Origin of the sequence: Micromonospora sp. WMMD730 (genome assembly GCF_049178955.1) — a bacterium.
GTDB classification, from domain to species: Bacteria; Actinomycetota; Actinomycetes; order Mycobacteriales; family Micromonosporaceae; genus Micromonospora; species Micromonospora wenchangensis.
This window is the reverse complement of record NZ_JBMHML010000002.1, coordinates 7035081-7051788: the sequence shown is the minus strand read 5'-3', so window position 1 is coordinate 7051788 and position 16708 is coordinate 7035081. Positions and strand designations below refer to the sequence as shown.

The 16708-nt window shown below is 72.9% G+C and carries 20 protein-coding genes and 3 tRNA genes; 9 read left to right on the top strand and 14 right to left on the bottom strand.

Annotation, left to right across the window (positions count from 1 at the left end; translation table 11 throughout):
- Positions 1-126 precede the first annotated feature (126 nt).
- Positions 127-1230, top strand: a complete 1104-nt coding sequence (amcB, locus tag ACN265_RS30240) for a cyclophane-forming radical SAM peptide maturase AmcB (RefSeq protein WP_420119324.1) — start codon at positions 127-129, stop codon at positions 1228-1230.
- Positions 1199-1432, top strand: coding sequence for a multiple cyclophane-containing RiPP AmcA (amcA, locus tag ACN265_RS30235; RefSeq protein ID WP_420119319.1), 234 nt, complete (start codon positions 1199-1201; stop codon positions 1430-1432). Before amcB ends, amcA begins: the two co-directional genes overlap by 32 nt.
- A 180-nt stretch (positions 1433-1612) precedes the next feature.
- Here the strand turns inward: amcA and ACN265_RS30230 are convergent, their stop codons facing one another.
- Positions 1613-1831 carry a DUF3073 domain-containing protein gene (locus ACN265_RS30230; RefSeq protein ID WP_088641959.1) on the bottom strand — a complete coding sequence of 73 codons (219 nt, stop codon included), beginning with the start codon at positions 1829-1831 and terminating at the stop codon, positions 1613-1615.
- Positions 1832-2170: 339 nt separating this feature from the next.
- A complete protein-coding gene (locus ACN265_RS30225; protein ID WP_421410800.1) occupies positions 2171-3253 on the bottom strand; it encodes a Glu/Leu/Phe/Val family dehydrogenase in 1083 nt (360 codons plus the stop codon).
- A gap of 263 nt (positions 3254-3516) precedes the next feature.
- On the opposite strand from ACN265_RS30225, the gene ACN265_RS30220 reads away from it, so the two are divergent.
- A complete protein-coding gene (locus ACN265_RS30220) occupies positions 3517-4356 on the top strand; it encodes a hypothetical protein (RefSeq protein WP_204928434.1) in 840 nt (279 codons plus the stop codon).
- Between the two features lie 251 nt (positions 4357-4607).
- Entirely contained in the window at positions 4608-4817 is a 210-nt protein-coding gene (locus ACN265_RS30215) for a BldC family transcriptional regulator (protein WP_007073996.1), read from the top strand.
- A gap of 117 nt (positions 4818-4934) precedes the next feature.
- Here the strand turns inward: ACN265_RS30215 and ACN265_RS30210 are convergent, their stop codons facing one another.
- Positions 4935-5324, bottom strand: a complete 390-nt coding sequence (locus ACN265_RS30210; RefSeq protein WP_421410799.1) for a PPOX class F420-dependent oxidoreductase — start codon at positions 5322-5324, stop codon at positions 4935-4937.
- 43 nt (positions 5325-5367) lie between these two features.
- Between ACN265_RS30210 and ACN265_RS30205 the strand changes: the two genes are divergently transcribed.
- Positions 5368-6153 carry a class I SAM-dependent methyltransferase gene (locus ACN265_RS30205; RefSeq protein ID WP_357925160.1) on the top strand — a complete coding sequence of 262 codons (786 nt, stop codon included), beginning with the start codon at positions 5368-5370 and terminating at the stop codon, positions 6151-6153.
- Between the two features lie 31 nt (positions 6154-6184).
- Here the strand turns inward: ACN265_RS30205 and ACN265_RS30200 are convergent, their stop codons facing one another.
- Entirely contained in the window at positions 6185-6487 is a 303-nt protein-coding gene (locus ACN265_RS30200; RefSeq protein ID WP_357925163.1) for a hypothetical protein, read from the bottom strand.
- A 169-nt stretch (positions 6488-6656) separates the two neighbouring features.
- Here ACN265_RS30200 and ACN265_RS30195 point away from each other — a divergent pair, with 169 nt between their 5' ends.
- On the top strand, positions 6657-7511 hold the full coding sequence (locus ACN265_RS30195; RefSeq protein ID WP_421411693.1) for a 3-hydroxyacyl-CoA dehydrogenase family protein: 855 nt from the start codon (positions 6657-6659) through the stop codon (positions 7509-7511).
- On the top strand, positions 7508-8251 hold the full coding sequence (locus tag ACN265_RS30190) for an enoyl-CoA hydratase/isomerase family protein (protein WP_421410798.1): 744 nt from the start codon (positions 7508-7510) through the stop codon (positions 8249-8251). Before ACN265_RS30195 ends, ACN265_RS30190 begins: the two co-directional genes overlap by 4 nt.
- A gap of 50 nt (positions 8252-8301) precedes the next feature.
- Here the strand turns inward: ACN265_RS30190 and ACN265_RS30185 are convergent, their stop codons facing one another.
- Entirely contained in the window at positions 8302-9657 is a 1356-nt protein-coding gene (locus tag ACN265_RS30185) for an ABC transporter substrate-binding protein (protein WP_204928429.1), read from the bottom strand.
- A 183-nt stretch (positions 9658-9840) separates the two neighbouring features.
- Between ACN265_RS30185 and ACN265_RS30180 the strand changes: the two genes are divergently transcribed.
- Positions 9841-10230, top strand: a complete 390-nt coding sequence (locus ACN265_RS30180) for a hypothetical protein (protein WP_204928428.1) — start codon at positions 9841-9843, stop codon at positions 10228-10230.
- A gap of 46 nt (positions 10231-10276) precedes the next feature.
- On the opposite strand, the gene ACN265_RS30175 is transcribed toward ACN265_RS30180, so the two are convergent.
- Complete coding sequence (locus tag ACN265_RS30175) at positions 10277-10690, bottom strand: hypothetical protein (RefSeq protein WP_208565364.1); 414 nt, start codon at positions 10688-10690, stop codon at positions 10277-10279.
- A gap of 126 nt (positions 10691-10816) precedes the next feature.
- Between ACN265_RS30175 and ACN265_RS30170 the strand changes: the two genes are divergently transcribed.
- Positions 10817-11533, top strand: coding sequence for a DUF2786 domain-containing protein (locus ACN265_RS30170; protein WP_421410797.1), 717 nt, complete (start codon positions 10817-10819; stop codon positions 11531-11533).
- Between the two features lie 34 nt (positions 11534-11567).
- Here ACN265_RS30170 and ACN265_RS30165 read toward each other — a convergent pair whose 3' ends face one another.
- The 8 genes from ACN265_RS30165 to crtI form a co-directional block, all read right to left on the bottom strand.
- Positions 11568-12092 carry an SRPBCC family protein gene (locus ACN265_RS30165; RefSeq protein WP_421410796.1) on the bottom strand — a complete coding sequence of 175 codons (525 nt, stop codon included), beginning with the start codon at positions 12090-12092 and terminating at the stop codon, positions 11568-11570.
- Positions 12093-12291: 199 nt separating this feature from the next.
- A tRNA-Phe gene (locus ACN265_RS30160) sits at positions 12292-12365 on the bottom strand.
- Between the two features lie 102 nt (positions 12366-12467).
- Positions 12468-12544, bottom strand: a tRNA-Asp gene (locus tag ACN265_RS30155).
- Positions 12545-12575: 31 nt separating this feature from the next.
- Positions 12576-12648: transfer RNA gene (locus tag ACN265_RS30150), tRNA-Glu, on the bottom strand.
- A 143-nt stretch (positions 12649-12791) separates the two neighbouring features.
- A complete protein-coding gene (locus ACN265_RS30145) occupies positions 12792-13580 on the bottom strand; it encodes a polysaccharide deacetylase family protein (RefSeq protein WP_204928424.1) in 789 nt (262 codons plus the stop codon).
- A gap of 62 nt (positions 13581-13642) precedes the next feature.
- The gene (locus ACN265_RS30140; protein ID WP_421410795.1) at positions 13643-14596 is read right to left on the bottom strand and encodes a MerR family transcriptional regulator; all 954 of its coding nucleotides are present in this window, start codon (positions 14594-14596) and stop codon (positions 13643-13645) included.
- Positions 14586-15221: an isopentenyl-diphosphate Delta-isomerase gene (idi, locus tag ACN265_RS30135; RefSeq protein WP_421410794.1), complete on the bottom strand. Its 636-nt coding sequence runs from the start codon at positions 15219-15221 to the stop codon at positions 14586-14588. The genes ACN265_RS30140 and idi overlap by 11 nt, the downstream gene beginning before the upstream one ends.
- Positions 15222-15225: 4 nt before the next feature.
- The gene (gene crtI, locus ACN265_RS30130; protein WP_421410793.1) at positions 15226-16707 is read right to left on the bottom strand and encodes a phytoene desaturase family protein; all 1482 of its coding nucleotides are present in this window, start codon (positions 16705-16707) and stop codon (positions 15226-15228) included.
- Between the last annotated feature and the right edge of the window lies 1 nt (position 16708).

Here is a 16708-nt window from a genome sequence, read left to right as displayed (position 1 = left end):
GCGTGGCCGCTCGGCCGGCTGCCTGGTCGGGGGTTCACCCGAGCGGCCGTCGCCGCCTAGCCTGAAGGACACTTCGGGCACGGGGGAGGAGGGTCGATGGCTGCTCGGTGCCGGTCCGTGACGGGCATGCGGGGGATCGCGGCGGTCCCGTCGTACGTGGTGATGCAGCCGACGACGCTGTGCAACCTGGACTGCGCGTACTGCTACCTGCCGCACCGGGCGGCCGACCGGCGGATGCCGGTGGCGGTTGCCGAGGCGGTCGCCGCCGCTGTCACCCCCTGGGCGGCGCGGGGCCGGTTCTCGGTGGTCTGGCACGGCGGTGAGCCGCTCGCCGCCGGCCGGGAGCACCTGGCGGCGCTGATCGCCGCGTTCCCCGCCGGGGTGGAACACCACGTGCAGACCAACGCCACCCTGATCGACGACGCCTGGTGCGCGTTCTTCGCCGCGCACGGGGTGCGGGTGAGCGTGAGCGTGGACGGCCCGGCCGCCCGTAACGGTGAGCGGGTGACCCGGGCCGGTCGGCCGGCGTACGACCGGATCGTCCGGGGGGTCGCGGCGCTGCGCCGGCACGGCCTGCCGTTCTCGGCGCTGGCGGTGGTGAGCCGGCCGACGCCGGGGCTCGCCACCGAGTTGTACGACTACTTCCTCGACCTGGGCTGTGACGTGCTCGGGCTGAACATCGAGGAGACCGAGGGGGTCAACACCCGCAGCAACGCACACGACGCGGCGGCGGTGACCGCGTTCTGGGCGGAGCTGGTGGCGGCCTGGCGGCGGGCGCCCCGGGTGCACCTGCGGGAGGTCGAGTGGTCGCTGCGGTACGCGGCGGCGGTGCTGGACGGTGCGGAGGGCGACCTGCTGCCCCGGCAGCTCGACCCGATCCCGACGATCGGGTACGACGGTTCGGTGACCGTGCTCTCCCCCGAGCTGGCCGGCTTCTCCGACGCCCGCTACGGCGACTTCAGCAGTGGCAACGTGCTGGCCACCCCGCTGGCCGAGATCCTGGCCGGGGCGGCGGGCACGGAATGGGTGGGTGAGTTCCTCACCGGCGTCGAGGCGTGCCGGTCGTCCTGCCCGTACTTCGGCTTCTGCGGCGGAGGGCACGCGGCCAACCGCTACTTCGAGCAGGGACGGTTCGACGGCACGGAAACCGAGCACTGCCGCAACAGCAAGATCCGCCTATTGGAGGGAGTGTTGGAGCATGCCCGAGACCACGAGTCACCGGCCCGCTGAGCGGGTCGGCACCGGCCCGGACCAGGTCACCGACCGGGTGCGGGAGGCCGCTGGGGGGCTCTCCGCCCTGCTCCACGAGGCCGAGGCCGCCCGTCGTTCCCGCGCCGAGGTGTCGGGCGCGGAGGGTGCCGGCGCGGTCTGCGCCTGGAACCACTTCGAGAACATCCCGACGTTCTACAACTGGAACAACCGGCCGCGCTGAGCAGGGACGCCCGGCCTCGCCGTACGGGGACGGGTCATGGCCACCTCGATCAGGGACCGCGCCGACCGGCCGGAGTGTGCTCCGGGCTGGCGGGGTCCCTGATCGAGGTGATGATGCTGCTCTGGTCGGGCACATGCGTGAGCACGCGGAGAGTTGCCGCGTGCTCAGTGTGACCGGAGGTCAGCGGGTCGGAGGAGCCCAGGGGTCCGGGTCGTCGTCCGCATGATCCTCATCGTCGTCGTCGACATACTCTTTGTAGTCGTCGTCGAAGTGCTGCTCAGACTTCCCACCAGCACCCGCCAGTTCGCGCTGCAAGGCGGTGAGGTCGGTGTTCGGGGAGTGGTACTTCAACTCCCGCGCCACCTTCGTCTGCTTGGCCTTAGCACGGCCGCGCCCCATGGCTCGACCCCCTCGCACAGAATGCGGGGCAGCCCGAAGGCGGGCCCCGATGACGTCAGGCATCTCTCGTGGCTCTTACGGTACATGGGGATGCCACCGTTCGGCACCTCGGGTTACCGTCTGCCGGCCCTGCGCGTCGCAGTCACCCGGCAGTCACCGAGTGTACCCGGTAAGGGGTAAGCGCTGGACCGCCCGTGACGCCGGTCAAACTACTGAAAAAGCCGCGAAAAGCCATGCTACCGCGTGCCCCGCCCGCCGGTGGCCGGCAGCCGTGCCGAACCGGACCGGTCCGGCCGGGGCGTCCCGGGCGCGGATCGTCGCCACGCCCGGGACACGCGCTCAGCCCAGGTGGATGGCGCGCAGCCGACCCACGTCGGCCATCCGGCGCTCGGCCAGCCGGTCGGCGGCCACCGCCGGGGGCACCCCCTCCTCGCCGGCCAGCCGGAGGATCTGCCGGGTGGTGTCGAAGATCCGGGTGGCCCGCAGCTTGGCCCGGTCGAAGTTGAAGCCCTCGATCTCGTCCGCGACCTGGATGACCCCGCCGGCGTTGACCACGTAGTCGGGGGCGTAGAGGATGCCCCGGTCGGCGAGGAGCTTCTCGATGCCGGGATGGGCGAGTTGGTTGTTGGCCGCGCCGGCGACCACCCGGGCCCGCAGGGCCGGCACGGTGTCGTCGTTCAGGGCGCCGCCCAGCGCGCACGGGGCGTACACGTCGATGTCGGCGGCGACCAGCGCGGCGGTGTCGGCGACCAGGGCGACCCCGGGGTGGTTGGTCCGCGCCCACTCCAGCGCCCGCGGGTCGACGTCGGTCGCCACCACCTCGGCCCCGTCGTCGACCAGGTGCCCGGTCAGGTGCCTGCCGACCTTGCCCAGCCCGGCCACCCCGACCCGTCGTCCGCGCAGGCTGGGGCTGCCCCAGACGTGCTCGGCGGCGGCCCGCATCCCCTGGAATACGCCCCAGGCGGTGAGGACCGAGGAGTCCCCCGCCCCGCCGTGCTCCACGCTGCGGCCGGTGACATACCGGGTCTCCCGCGCGATCACGTCCATGTCGGCCACGTAGGTGCCCACGTCACAGGCGGTGTAGTAGCGCCCGCCCAGGGACTGCACGAACCGCCCGTACGCGCGCAGCAGTGCCTCGCTCTTGACCTGGTCCGGATCTCCCCAGATGACCGCCTTGCCGCCGCCCAGGTCCAGCCCCGCCAGCGCGTTCTTGTACGCCATCCCGCGCGAGAGGTCCAGCACGTCGGCCAGCGCCGCCTCCTCGCTGGCGTACGGGTAGAACCGGGTGCCGCCCAGCGCGGGACCCAGCGCGGTCGAGTAGATCCCGATGATCGCCTTGAGGCCGCTCTGCCTGTCCTGGCAGAAGACGACCTGTTCGTGACCGGCCGGTCCGGGGTCGTCGGTGCTCACGAATACGCCCATGGCTCGCTCCTGGTGTCGGTGTGCGCCCTTGTGGGGCACGGACCTTCTCGGCCGGCGGGGGTGCTGCCGGCGCTGGTCAGCCTAATATCGGTCGGGAACCGTGCCGTCGTCCACGTCGCGTGCGACCCGGTCGTCCGGGCGGCGTCCGCCGGCGGCGTTCCGGGCGTCGCCCGCCGGTCCGTTCCGGTCCCGTCCGCCAGCGGCTCCCCGGTCGCGTCCGACGGCGGCGGCACCGGTAGGAGGTTTCGTGGGAGGATCGCGCGGTGCCGTCGCTCTTCGCTTCTTACCTGCGCGTGTACGAGCCGCTGACCGCCTTCGACCGGGACCGTCAGTCGTACTGGCGGCGTTACGTGCGGGAGGGGCGGGCGGTGGCCCCGCTGGAGGGGCCGGGCCGGCAACGGAGCGCGGTCATCGCGGCGCTCGGCGCGGGCTGGACGCGACTGCCCGACCTGCCCGACGAGGCGTACGTGCTGGAGGTCGACGACGCGCTGCTGGTCTGCCCGTGGAACCTGCGGGTCCGGGTGGCCGAGGCGGCGCTGAGCGCCCGGGAAGGGGTGCCGTCGGTGATCGCCGACGCGTTCGTCCCGCCGGTCCTGGCCGGGCAGGCCAAGACCGTGGTGGAGGACTGGCGCAGCGGTGCCCGGGTGCTGGAGCACGGGGTGCCCCGGCTGCACGAGCAGATCGCCACCTGGGGCGTGCCACTGCGGTGGTTCGTGCTGGTCGAGGCGGGTGAGCGGGAGCTGGTCACCCGACCGGACCGGCGGGCGCTGCGCTACCGCACGGAGATCTCCAAGGCCCGCCGGCGGGCCTCGCGGGCGCTGGCGGTGCTCAGGAAGTCGATAGGTGCCGCGCCGATCACCGAGGCGGTCGAGGAGGCCGCCCGCTGGCTGGAGGAGTTCCACCCCCGGTCGGTGGTCGAGTTGGACTACGGCGGCCTGGTGCAACTGCTCTCCGACGAGACGTTGACCGCAGACGATTCGCCGGAGCTGGTGGCGGGCGGCCTGGCCGGGCTATCCCGGGGCGAGACGGACGAGGCGTCGGCGGCGTACGACCGGTTGGTGGCGCGGTGGCGCGCGATCCAGTTACTGGAGCGGTGCAATTAACCACATATCGCCCATTCGCACTGTCAATTATGAGTCACACTCGTAGTTGACGCATCACGAACCGTGATCATGAGTCCGAATAAGGTACTTTCTGCCGTGTAAAAGTCAGATAAATCGGGCATGGTTCATCCGTCCGTCTAGGGACCTTCGGCCGTTCGGCCCATGTCGGACATCGGGGACTAGCCGGACCATGGGAGACGCGTCGGCCGGCGGGACCCCGGCCGATGTCTATCCATGTGGAGGAGTGACCGATGGCATCGCGAACGCACGAACCAGAGCCGCTACTCACGCCGGCCGAGGTGGCGTCGATGTTCCGTGTCGACCCGAAGACGGTGACCCGGTGGGCCAAGGCGGGGAAGCTCAGCGCGATCCGAACCCTGGGCGGACACCGTCGGTACCGTGAGTCGGAGGTGCGGGCGTTGCTACAGGGCCAGATCCCCCAGCAGCGCCAGGGGGACTGACCCGGTCAGAACGTTACGGACCTCAGGGGCGGGCGGACGTCGCAGCAGCGACGTACCACCGCCCCTGAGTCGTCTCCACCCATGGGTCACCCTCCGGCAGGCCAGCGGCCGGATCGGTCACCCCGGCGGGCCCGTCAGGCTGACCCGGATTCCGACGGTGCCCGCCTCACCCCGGCGTAGCCGGCTGCCGAGCAGGGTCAACCGCCCCAGCAGCCGGTACTTGCGCTTGAGCAGGTCGCGAATCCGGCTGCTCTCCTGCGGGCCGCAGAGCACCGCGTGACCCGGCACCGCGTCACCCAGCGGACGGCCGCGCACGTCGCACGGGGCCACCGTCACCGTGCCGTCCCGCCTGATCCGCTTCACCTTGCCCGAGTCGGCGACCGTCCAGACCGCCAGCGTGTCGTCGTCGCGGACCGCCCAGACCGGGGTGGACACCGCACGGCCGTCCTTGCGGAACGTCGTCAACAGGACGTACTTCTCCGCCGCCAGGCGGTCCAGGTCGGTCACGCCGCCCAGGATACGGCGGACGGACCCGGATACCGTGCAGGTCGTGACCGGAGAACCTCGACTCGGCGACGTGTTCGGCGAACTGCTGCGTGACGCGTATGCGGTGCACACCGGAATCGGCCCCCGGCCGCTGGTCGGCGGGCGGCTGCCCCGACCGGTCATCGAGATCATCGAACGGGACGACGGACTGGTCAACGGGGCCCCCGCCGCGCACTACCTCGACGGGCCGGAACACTGGCAGCCGTACGACCACCGGGCTGTGGAGCGGACCCGGGGCGCCACCCTGGACGTCGGCGTCGGGGGCGGGCGGATCGCGCTGGTGCTCCAGGAGCGCGGCATCCCCGTCACCGGGCTGGACACCTCGCCCGGGGCGCTGCGGGTCAGCCGGCACCGGGGCGTCCGGGACCTCGTCCTCGGCACCGTCGACGAGCACGTCGCCGACGGCCGGCGTTACGACACGTTCCTGCTGCTCGGCAACAACCTGGGGCTGTTCGAGGGGCGGGAGCGGGCTCCGGCGTTCCTCGCCGCGCTGGCCGCCCTGGCCCGGCCCGGCGCGCAGGTCATCGCGCACGGCACCGACCCGTACGGCACCACCGACCCGGTGCACACCGGCTACCACGAGCGCAACCGGCAGCGGGGGCGGCTCGGCGGGCAGCTGCGGCTGCGGCTGCGCTACCGCGAACTCGGCACGCAGTGGTTCGACTACCTGGTCTGCTCCGCCGAGGAGCTGGCCGAACTGGTCCGGGGCACCGGATGGCGGCTGACCGACGTGGACGACCGCGACGCCCCGTACTACCTGGCCACCCTGCGGTTGGCCGCCGGGCGGTGAGCGGGGGCCCGGTCGGGCCCCCGCGTCCGCGTCAGACCTGGACGGTCGGCGGGAGCGGCTCCGGGGGGAGGCCGCCGTCGCCGTCGACCACCTCGTCCGGGGTGCCGTCCTCGTCGATGTCGACCATGGTGATGTCGACCTTGCCGTCACCGTCGGTGTCGAACTGGAACAGGTCCGCCCGGCCGTCGCCGTCGGTGTCCACCACCCACACGTCGGTCTTGCCGTCGTTGTTGGTGTCGGCGCGGAGCAGGTCGATGCGCTCGTCGCCGCGCGTCTCCACGACCGCCGTGCCGTCGGTGGTGCCGCTGTCCACGGTCTCCGGTGCCTGGCTCATGTCGACTGGTTCCTTCCCTTGACGTTGGGCCGTCAGTACCCGGTGCGGCGGTCCCCCACGCATGCCGCCAGGAACGGTGCTGCATAGGGTCGCACCCATGAGCCAGCGGAGCGAGCGGCAGGGCGTGCCGGAGACCCCGCACGCCGCCGTACGCAGTGAGGGAGCGTCCATGAGTCGTCTTGTCGTCGTCGGGGCCGGCACGATGGGGCTCGGCATCGCCTACGTGGCGGCCGGCGCGGGCTACGCGGTCGAACTGGTCGAGGTGGACCGGGGGCGGGCCGAGGCCGCCGCCACCCGCCTCGACGAGCTGTGCGCACGGGCGGTGCAGCGCGGGAAGCTCGACGCCGAGGCCGCCGCCGCGCAGCGGGACCGGATCACCCTGCGGGGGGCGCTCGCCGAGGTCGCCCCGGCACCGGAGGTGATCGTCGAGGCGGTGCCCGAGCGGCCCGACCTGAAGCGGTCGGTGCTCGCCGAGGCGGAACGGCTGCGCCCGGCGCTGCTGGGCAGCAACACCTCCAGCATCCCCATCGGCGAGCTGGCCGAGGGGCTGGCCCGACCGGAGTCCTTCCTCGGGCTGCACTTCTTCAACCCGGTCTGGGCGATGACCCTGCTGGAGGTGGTGGTCGGCGCGGCCACCGCGCCGGAGACCACCGCGGCGGCCGTCGCGCTCGCCGGCCGGCTGGGCAAGGACCCCGTCGTGGTACGCGACCTGCCCGGCTTCGCCACCTCCCGACTCGGGGTGACCCTCGGCCTGGAGGCGATCCGGATGGTCGCCGACGGGGTGGCCGCACCGGCCGACGTGGACAAGGCGATGGTGCTCGGCTACCGGCACCCGGTCGGCCCGTTGGAGCTGACCGACCTCGTCGGGCTGGACGTGCGGCTGGACATCGCCCGTACCCTCCAGGCCGCCTACGGTGACCGGTTCGCCCCGCCGCCGCTGCTGGTCGAGATGGTCGCCGCCGGGAAACTCGGCAAGAAGTCCGGCCAGGGCTTCTACGTGTGGAAGGACGGTCGCCGGCAGTGAGCGGGCTACGGGTGCAGGAGCTGCCCGACCGGGTGGTGGTGACGCTGGACCGGCCGGAGAAACGCAACGCCATCGACGCCGACCTGATCGGCGCGTTGCACGACGTCTGTGCCGCGCTGGAGGCCCGGCCCCAGCTGCTGCTGCTCACCGGCGGCACGGACGGTCTCTTCGCCGGTGGGGCCGACATCGGTCAGCTGCGTGAGCGGGGTCGGCTGGACGCCCTCGCCGCGATCAACTCGGCGGCCTTCGCCCGGCTCCGGGCCCTGCCCATGCCGAGCGTGGCCGCCGTGGACGGCCCCGCGTTGGGCGGTGGCGCGGAGCTGGCGTACGCCTGCGATCTGCGGGTGTGCACGGCGCGGGCGGTCTTCGGTCAGCCGGAGGTGCGGTTGGGCATCCTGGCCGGCGCGGGGGCGACCCACCGGTTGCCGGCCCTGGTCGGCGAGGGCCGGGCCAAGGAACTGCTCTTCACCGGCCGGCGGGTCGACGCCGACGAGGCGCTGCGGATCGGCCTGGTCAACCGGGTGGTGGCCGAGCCGGCCGAGCTGCTGCCCACCGCGCACGGGCTGCTCGACGAGATGGCCAAGGGTTCGGCACTGGCGTTGCGGCTGACCAAGCTCGCGGTGGACGCCCCGCCCGGTGCCCACCCGCAGCTCGACCTGGTCAGCCAGGCGGTGCTCTTCGAGGACGAGGAGAAGCACCGCCGGATGACCGACTTCCTGGAACGTCGCCGACCCCGCTGAACGTCGGCGGGGGCGGCACCGCACCCGGTGCCGCCCCCGCCGGTGTCGCGTCAGTGCCGGATCGGCACGCCCGCGTCGGCCAGCGCCCTGATCAGTCCGGCGGACTCACCGAAGCCGATGACCAGCACCGCCTCCGGCTTGTAGTCCTTGATCTCGCCGGCCAGGCTGCCGAAGTCGACGGGCGGGGCCTTGGCGTCGGCCGGCGGCTCGTAGGTGAGCAGCCGCACCCGGTCGGTGCCGAAGCCGGCCCGTTCCAGCTCGGCGCGGACGGTCTCCTGCAGGCCCTCGCCGTAGGAGTCCTTGCGGGCCACCACCACGATCTTGTGCGGGCCGTCGCGGAGGATCACGTCGGCCAGGGCCCGGCCCTGGAGGCTGTCCGGCGGGGCGGTCCGGAAGTAGAGGCCCTTGTCGTCGGCCTGGCTCAACCCCGCGTCGGTGTTGGACGGCGAGAACAGGATCTTGCCGGCCGCCACCACGTCCGGCAGCACGGCGGCGGAGATTCCCGACGCGGCGGCCCCGATGATGACCTGGACCTTGTTCCTGACGTGCGAGGCCACGGTGGCCTTGGCGACGGCCGGGTTGGTGCCGTCGTCACCGTCGAACCAGGTCACCGGGTCGCCGAGCACCCCACCCGCGGCGTTGATCTCCTTGATCGCCAGCGCCACGCCGGCCGCCAGCGGTGGGTTCGCCAGGGCCAGGTCACCGGTCTTGGGCAGCAGGCCACCGAGGATCAGCGGGGAGCCGTCGCTGCGGTCGTTGCGCCCACCCCGCTGCTTCTTCGGCTTCGGCGCGGCCTTGGTGCTCACCCCGGACTCGTCGCCCGCACCGACGAACTCGGTCTTCGCGTCGTTGATCTTCTGGTTGTCGAAGTGCAGGGTCGCGTAGCTGGCGGTGGCCGGCTCACCGAGATCGGTGAACCCGGCCCGGTTCAGCGACGGGCCACGGTACTCGATGTCCTGACCGTCCCGGGCCAGGGTCAGGCAGCTCGCCGCGTCCGTGCAGCGCTGACCGTTGGTGGTCACCCCGACGATCTGCTTGGCGATGTCGGCCGGGTCGGTGCTGCCCGCGAGCTGGGCGGCGAGCGCGCTGATCATGACTGCGTCGTACGACTCCGCCGCATAGAGGTAGTCGGTCAACTTCGGGTCGATGGAGCGCAGCCGCTGCTTGAAGTCGTCGCTGAGCGGTGTGAGCGGGGTGGTGCCCTTCATGCCGTCGACGAGGTCGGCCCGGTCCTTCAGCTCGGCGGCGAAGGAGTTGAGCATGTTGCCGTCGGTGCCGTACAGGCGCACCTGCGGGGTGTCCGCTTCCTCGGGCTTGTCGTCGGTCGTCCCGCACGCGCTGACGGCGAGCAGCAACGACGCACAGGCCGCCAGGACGGCCGCGCGCGGGCCGCGGGTTACGAGCATGGTGGTCCTTCCTCCGGCGCAGGTCCGGTGCGCACCATAGCGTGCCGGCGGGGGCCGTGGGACCAGGGAGGCGGCCCTCGTCGCCGGCCCGACAGTGCAACGCACGCTCCGTCACGTCGTCCCGCCAGGTGGTCACCGTTTCCGGTGGCCGACCGCTTGACCTGGCGTCCTACTGTGCCGCAGGTGACCGACGTACCGGATCAGACGCTCGCCGACGCTACCGCCGTACTCCATTCGGCGCTGACCGGGGACGGCGCCGCCGTGGTCGGCACATTCGACGCCGTGGTGGACCGGTCGGGGCTCGCTGGTGCGTACACGGTCGCCTGGACCCTGGCCGCGACGATGGTCGGTGACCCGCCGCCGCCCGGCGCGTGCGCGCTGGACTTCCCCGGCATCGACGAGGCGGGGTACGACACCCGCTGGGTGGCCCGGTTCGTCAGCGCGTACGCCAACCACGACGCCGACACCGGCGAGGCGCTGTTCGGAGCGGCGGTCGCCGACGGGCAACTGCCGGACTGCCTGCTCACCCTCGCCGGCTCGGCGGTGGCGACGCTGCGCAGCCGGGCCGGCTGACCCGCCCGGCCCCACCGCCCGTCAGCGGCAGGGCCGGCGGCGCGGCTCAGTACGCGTGGTACGCCACCAGCGGCTCGTACTCGTAGCGCAGGTTGGTGAAGCGGACCTTGAAGTTCGCGCCGTCGCGCACGTTGGTGGCGACGGTGATCCAGTCCGACTTCGCCGGCAGATAGGTGAGGTAGTTGCACTTGTTGGTCTTGTCGATGAAGACCACGCACGCCTCGGTGCCGAACTCGCTGCTGTTCTTGACGTTGACGTCCTTGCACCTGGTGCTCGCCTTGTACGGCCCGGCGTCCCCGCCCCACCCGCCGACCTGGAAGTACGACCGGACCGCCCCGCCGTAGCAGGTGGCGGCCGACGCGGAGAGGTTCGCCTCCGGGGCGGCCTGGGCGGGTGTGCCGAACCAGAGCAGGGGCAGGGTGGCGGTGAGCGCGGTCAGGCGGGCGGTCCGGGATGCCATGGTGGTGCCTCCAGGGAAGAGGGCGGACCCTGAGTCGTGGACAGGGTGCGGTGAGTGGCGATGATATCTGTCGATCTCTGATCCCGCTGTGACAGAACCGTGAACCCGCTGTGGTACCAGTGAGGCATGTCCGAGGCGATGCTCAGCAAGGTGCGCAAGCTCCTGGCCCAGGCCGAGGACCCGGCCTGCACCCCCGCCGAGTCGGCCGCGTTCACCGCCAAGGCCACCGAGCTGATCGCCCGGTACGGCGTCGACCGGGCCCTGCTGGCCGCCCGCGACCCCACCACCGACCCGGTCGGCGACCGGGTGGTCGACGTCGTCGCCCCGTACGCCCGGGACAAGGCCGGGCTGCTCGCGGCGGTGGCCGACCCGCTGCGCTGCCGCTGCGTACGCCGACCGGACGGCAGCGGGTTCGCGCTGCACCTGTTCGGCTTCGCCAGCGACCTGGAACGGGTCGACCTGCTGTTCACCTCGCTGCTCGTGCAGGCCGCACACGGTCTCGCCGGCACCGCCGTGCCGCCCGGTGAGCAGCCGGCCGCCTTCCGCCGCTCCTGGCTGGCCGGCTTCGCCCGGGTGGTCGCCGAACGGTTACGGGCCGCCGAGGCGGGCGCGGCGGCGGAACGCGACGCCCCGTCGGTGGCGCTGGTGCTGGCCGACCGCTCGGACCGGGTGGCCCGCCGGGTCGCCGAGGTCTACCCCCGGCTGCGTACCGCGCCGACCCGCCGGCTCGCCGGCTCCGGCTTCGGCGCGGGCGCGGCGGCCGGCCACCGGGCCGACCTCGGCGGCCCCGATCCGGTCGGTCGCCCGACCGGCCGGACGCCCCTCGGCGGTCCGCCCCGCTGACCGGCCCGGTCCTTCCGCGTGGTGCCCCCGCCCCTCAGAGGGGGTCGGGGGCGGTCCGGATGACGGTGCCCTGGTAGCGGCCGAGCAGTTCGTACCAGCCGGCGGTCAACGCCGCCCGGTACCCCTCGGCGGCCTCACCGTGCCTGTCGAAGTGGCGGTGCTCCAGCTCGACGCGGGTCCGCCCGGACTCGTCCGGCAGGAACAGCACCTCCACCTCGCTGGCCCGCGCCGGATCGGGCACCGGCACCCGGTCGGGGCCGAGCTGCCAGGTGAACACGAGCCGACGCGGCGGGTCCCAGGTGAGCACCCGCCCCCAGTCGCCCCGGAAGCCGTACGGGCCGATCTCGTAGAGCATGCCGCCGGCCCGGGGTTCCATCCCCAGCTCGGCCAGCGCCGCCGGCCCGGACCAGGTGTACTCACGGACCCACCAGTCGGCCAGCGAACCGGTGAAGACCGCGAACGCCTGCTCCGCCGGGGCGGGGACGAGGAGGGTGCAGTGCAGCGAGTACCGGTCGACGTCCTGATGGACGCCCTCCGGATCTGGCTTCTGCTGTCCCATAGGCCCGGACCATACCGGCTGGGGGTGCGCTGCGCAGCGCCATCTACCGGCTCATTCCGGTCAGTGGGCAGCGAGGCTCCTGGATGTCCCGGGATGGGCGGTCCACGGCGGTGATCGATGCCGGGCAGGCCCGGATACACGAAAACGGTGACCGCGTTTCCGCAGGTCACCGCTCTCTGTAGCCCGGCGAAAGGCTATGTGGCCAGGGGCGGGGTCGAACCGCCGACCTTCCGATTTTCAGTCGGACGCTCGTACCAACTGAGCTACCTGGCCTGGTACTCCGGGACATGGTACCCGGAGGGCGGGGTCTCCGCCGACAGGGTGCCGCGTCCCGATACGCAGAACGCCGCGCATTGGTACACGCGGCGTCGGCGCTGGCGGTCCTGACGGGACTTGAACCCGCGACCTCCGCCTTGACAGGGCGGCGAGCACTCCAACTGCTCCACAGGACCTTGCTCTGTTGCCTCCGGCTGGGCCGGATCGTGCCCCCAACGGGATTCGAACCCGTGCTACCGCCTTGAAAGGGCGGCGTCCTGGGCCGCTAGACGATGAGGGCGGCCCCGCCATCATTGCACACTCGCAACTTCAAGCGGACTTGCTCCCATCCGGCCCCGCCGGAGGCATGAGAAGCATATGCCATGCCCCGGCGGTCGACCAAACCGGTATGCCCACCGGGTTGCGGCCCGGCAAAATAGCAGGTCAGCGAGGTGGTGCGATGCCGAAACGGCGCTTGAGGTCGCCGATGACCTGCGGAACGGCGCTCAGGGTGCGGCTCCGGTCACCCCCGCCGTCGTGCATCAGCACCACCGCACCGGGGCGGGAGGCACTCTTGATCCGTCCGGAGATCACCCCGGACGTGGGCTTCGCCCAGTCCTGGGGGTCGACGGTCCAGTGCAGCGACCGCATGCCGAGTTCCTTGGCGACCTGCACCACCTCCGGGGTCCACCGGCCACCGGGCTGCCGGTAGAACGGCACCTTCGCGCCCGGGACCGCCTTGGTGATGGCCTGGTTGGTGCGCACCAGGTCGGCCCGGATGTCGGCGACCGGCCGGCGGCCCAGATCGACGTCGTGGTGCCAGCTGTGGTTGCAGAGCTGGTGCCCCTCCCGGACGATCCGGGCCACCAGCTCCGGGTGCTTGCGCACCTGGGTGCCGACCACGCAGAACGTCGCCTTGACCTTGTTCGCCCGGAGCTGGTTGAGCACCCGGGGCGTCCAGGTCGGGTCGGGGCCGTCGTCGAAGGTCAACGCCACGGCGCGTACCCCGGTCGCCTTGCGCAGCCCGGCGGGCAGCGTCTTGGGCTTCGGCCGGAGCCGGGGCTTCGGCTTGGTGGTGGGCACCGGCCTCGGCGACGGGGTGTGGGCCGGCTCCGGTGCGGTGGTGGTCGGGGCGGGCGCCGCTGCCGGCCGGACGTTCCGGTGCTGGTCGCCGCAGCCGGCGACCAGCAGGAGCAGGCCGAGGGCGACCGCCAGAACGGGGCGTGAACGCATCGTCACTCCGGGGGATGGGGTACGCGGACGGCCCCGACGGTAGTTCACGAAAGCGAAATGTGTCAGGTCCGGTCGGCCCCCGTCGACTGGTCCAGCGAGTCCCGTACGGCCAGCGCGAGCGAGACCGCCTCGGCCAGGTCGACCGGGCGGACCACCCCGGCGGGCAGCGTGTCGGCCCGCCAGCCCGGCCCGGCGGCGAGCACCAGCAGCGGCCGGCGGGGCACCGCGAGCAGTGCGGACAGCTGCGCCGGGTCGGCGGTCGGCCGGGTGTGCGACCAGACCACCACGGCCGCCGGTCCGGTCCGGTTGACCGCCTCGACGAGCGCCGCCGCCGGCACCCGGGCCCCGAGCATCCGGTAGCTCACCCCCGCCTCGGCCAGCGCCGCGGCGAGCGCCTCCAGCGGCAGGGTGTGCTGCTCCTCGTCGGCGCAGGAGAGCAGGATGCGGGCCGGCCCGGTGGGCCGGCCGGCCCGGGCGACCGCCGCGAACGCCTCGGAGACGCACCGGGACACCAGGTGTTCCACGTCGATCAGGCCGGCGGTGGCGACGTGCCGTTCCCCGATGCCGGCCAGCACCGGCCGGAGCAGCCCCTCCCAGGTGGCGACGACCCCGTCGGTGGCCAGGGCGTCCGAGATAGTGTCGCTGATCACCGCCGAGTCCAGCCGCATGGCGGCGCGGGCCAGTCCCCGGGCGGCCGGACCGGCCCGGCCGACCGGGATGGTCTGCCCGCCGCCGTCGCGGCCGGTGCCCGCCCGCAGCCGGGAGGCGACCCCGGGACCGGGGACGACGGGACTCTGCTTCGCCCAGCGGGCCGCCTCCGCCGGGGTGACCCCTTCGGCGGTGAGCTTGCGCATGATCTCCAGGCGGGCCAGATCGGCGGGCGTGTAGCGCCGGTGGTGGCCCGGGACGTGCTCGCTGGGGCCGAGGCCGTAGCGCTGGTGCCAGGTGCGCAGCGTGGTGACCGCCACACCCAGCCGGCGTGCCACGGCCCCCGCGCTCAGCGGCTCATCGACCACCCGACCGCTCCGACGCGTGGTCCACCCGGTGGCCGGACGGGGTGGTGGGGGCGGCACGGGGACCGCCGGTGGGGGCGTCGGGACCGGTCGGGGTCGGGTGGAGCAGCCGGCTCACCACCCCGCCGAGCCAGGGGGAGTACGTGCGCGGGTCGGCGTCGATCTGGGCCATCAACCGGGTCGGGTCGGCCCAGCGCAGCTCGGCCACCTCGTCCGGGTCGGGCCCGAGGGGGAGGTCGGCCGGCACGTCGGCCCGGAGCACGTGGTCGTACTCGAACTCGACCCGACCGGTGGCCGGGTCCTCGGCGTAGTAGAGGTAGACGCCGACCTCGGTCAACGACACCGGCCCGGTGCCCAGCTCCTCGGCGAGCCGGCGGTTCGCCGCCTCGGCCAGGGACTCGCCCGGCAGCGGGTGCCCGCAGCAGGAGTTGGCCCAGCGCAGCGGGAACCGGGTCTTGACCGCGGCCCGTTGTTGCAGGAGCACCCGGCCGTCCGGGTCGACAAGCAGCACCGAGAAGGCCCGGTGCAGCCGCCCGGGCGCCTGGTGGGCGGCGGCGACGGTGGCCTCGCCGAGCACCTGGCCGGTGTCGTCGACCAGCTCGACGAGGTGGCCCTCCCGGGATTTCACGCGGTCACCGACCCGCGCCGGTGATGCGGTTGGCGGCCAGCTTGCCGGAGATCAGCACCATCGGCACGCCCACGCCGGGCTGGGTGCCGGAACCGGTGAAGACGACGTTGGGCAGGCTGCGGTGCAGGTTGGACGGGCGGAACGGCCCGGTCTGGAAGAGGCTGTGCGCGGCGGCGAACGGCGTACCGGCGGCCATTCCCTGCTCCTCCCACTCGGCGGGGGTGATCGTACGCAACACCTCGATGCCGGCGCCGAACCCGACGTACCCGCGTTCCTCCAGCGTGGCGACGAGCTGGTCGGCGTAGCGCCGGCTCAGGTCACCCCGCCAGTCGAACGGGGCCCGGTCGAGGTTGGGCACCGGGGCCAGCACGTAGTAGGTGTGCCGGCCGGCCGGGGCGACCGACGGGTCGGTCCGGCTCGGGTTGGTGACCAGCAGCGACGGGTCGGTCATCAGCTCACCGCGCCCGATCACCTCGTCGAAGGTGCCCTTCCAGGACCGTCCGAAGTGGATGTTGTGATGAGCGATCTTCCCATACCCCTGCGTCGATCCGACGTGCAGGACGACGCAGGACGGCGAGTAGGTCAGCTTCCGCTGCCGGCCCTCGGGCAGCAGGTCGCGGTAGGCGACCGGCAGGTCCGGGTTGAGCACCACCACGTCGGCCGGGATCAGCTCGCCGTCGGCGGTGACCACGCCGGTGGCCCGGCCGTTGGCGGTCTCCACTCGGGCGACCGTGTTGTCGTACCGGATCTGGACGCCGTGCTTCTCGGCCGCGCCGGCCATCCCCCTGGAGACCGCGTGGATGCCGCCGCGCGGGAAGTAGACCCCGGCCACCGAGTCGAGGTACGCGATGACGCTGTAGATGGCCAGCGCGTCGTGCGGCGCGAGCCCGGCGTACATCGCCTGGAAGGAGAAGATCCGCTGGGTGCGCGGGTCGGAGAAGAATTGGTTGATCTTGGTTTGGAGGCGGCGGAACGCCCCGTTCGCCAGCAGTTTCAGCAGGTTGCCGGTGAGCAGGTCGGTCGGGGCGTCCAGGTTGCGGTCGATGAAGTCGGCCCGCTCCCAGTTCCACAGGTTGCGGGCGTAGTCGACGAACCGCAGGTAGCCGTCGGCCTCGCGCGGGCCGCAGACCCGGGAGATCTCGGCCGCCATCCGGGCGGTGTCGGTGATCACGTCCAGCGTGGAGCCGTCCGGGTAGTAGGCCCGGTAGGCGGGGTCCAGCGGGGTCAGGTCGAGCCAGTCGTGCAGCTCCTCGCCGACCGCTCCCAGCGCCTCGGCGATCAGGTCGGGCATGGTGAGCACGGTGGGACCGGTGTCGAACTCGTACCCGTCGACGCTGAGCCGGCCGGCCCGACCACCCGGCACCGGTTCGCGTTCCAGCACGGTCACCTGCCGGCCGCTGCCGGCCAGGTGCAGCGCGCACGCCAGCCCGCCCAGGCCGGCGCCCACGACCACCACCCGGTCCGTACGTCCCGTCACGGTCCGCACG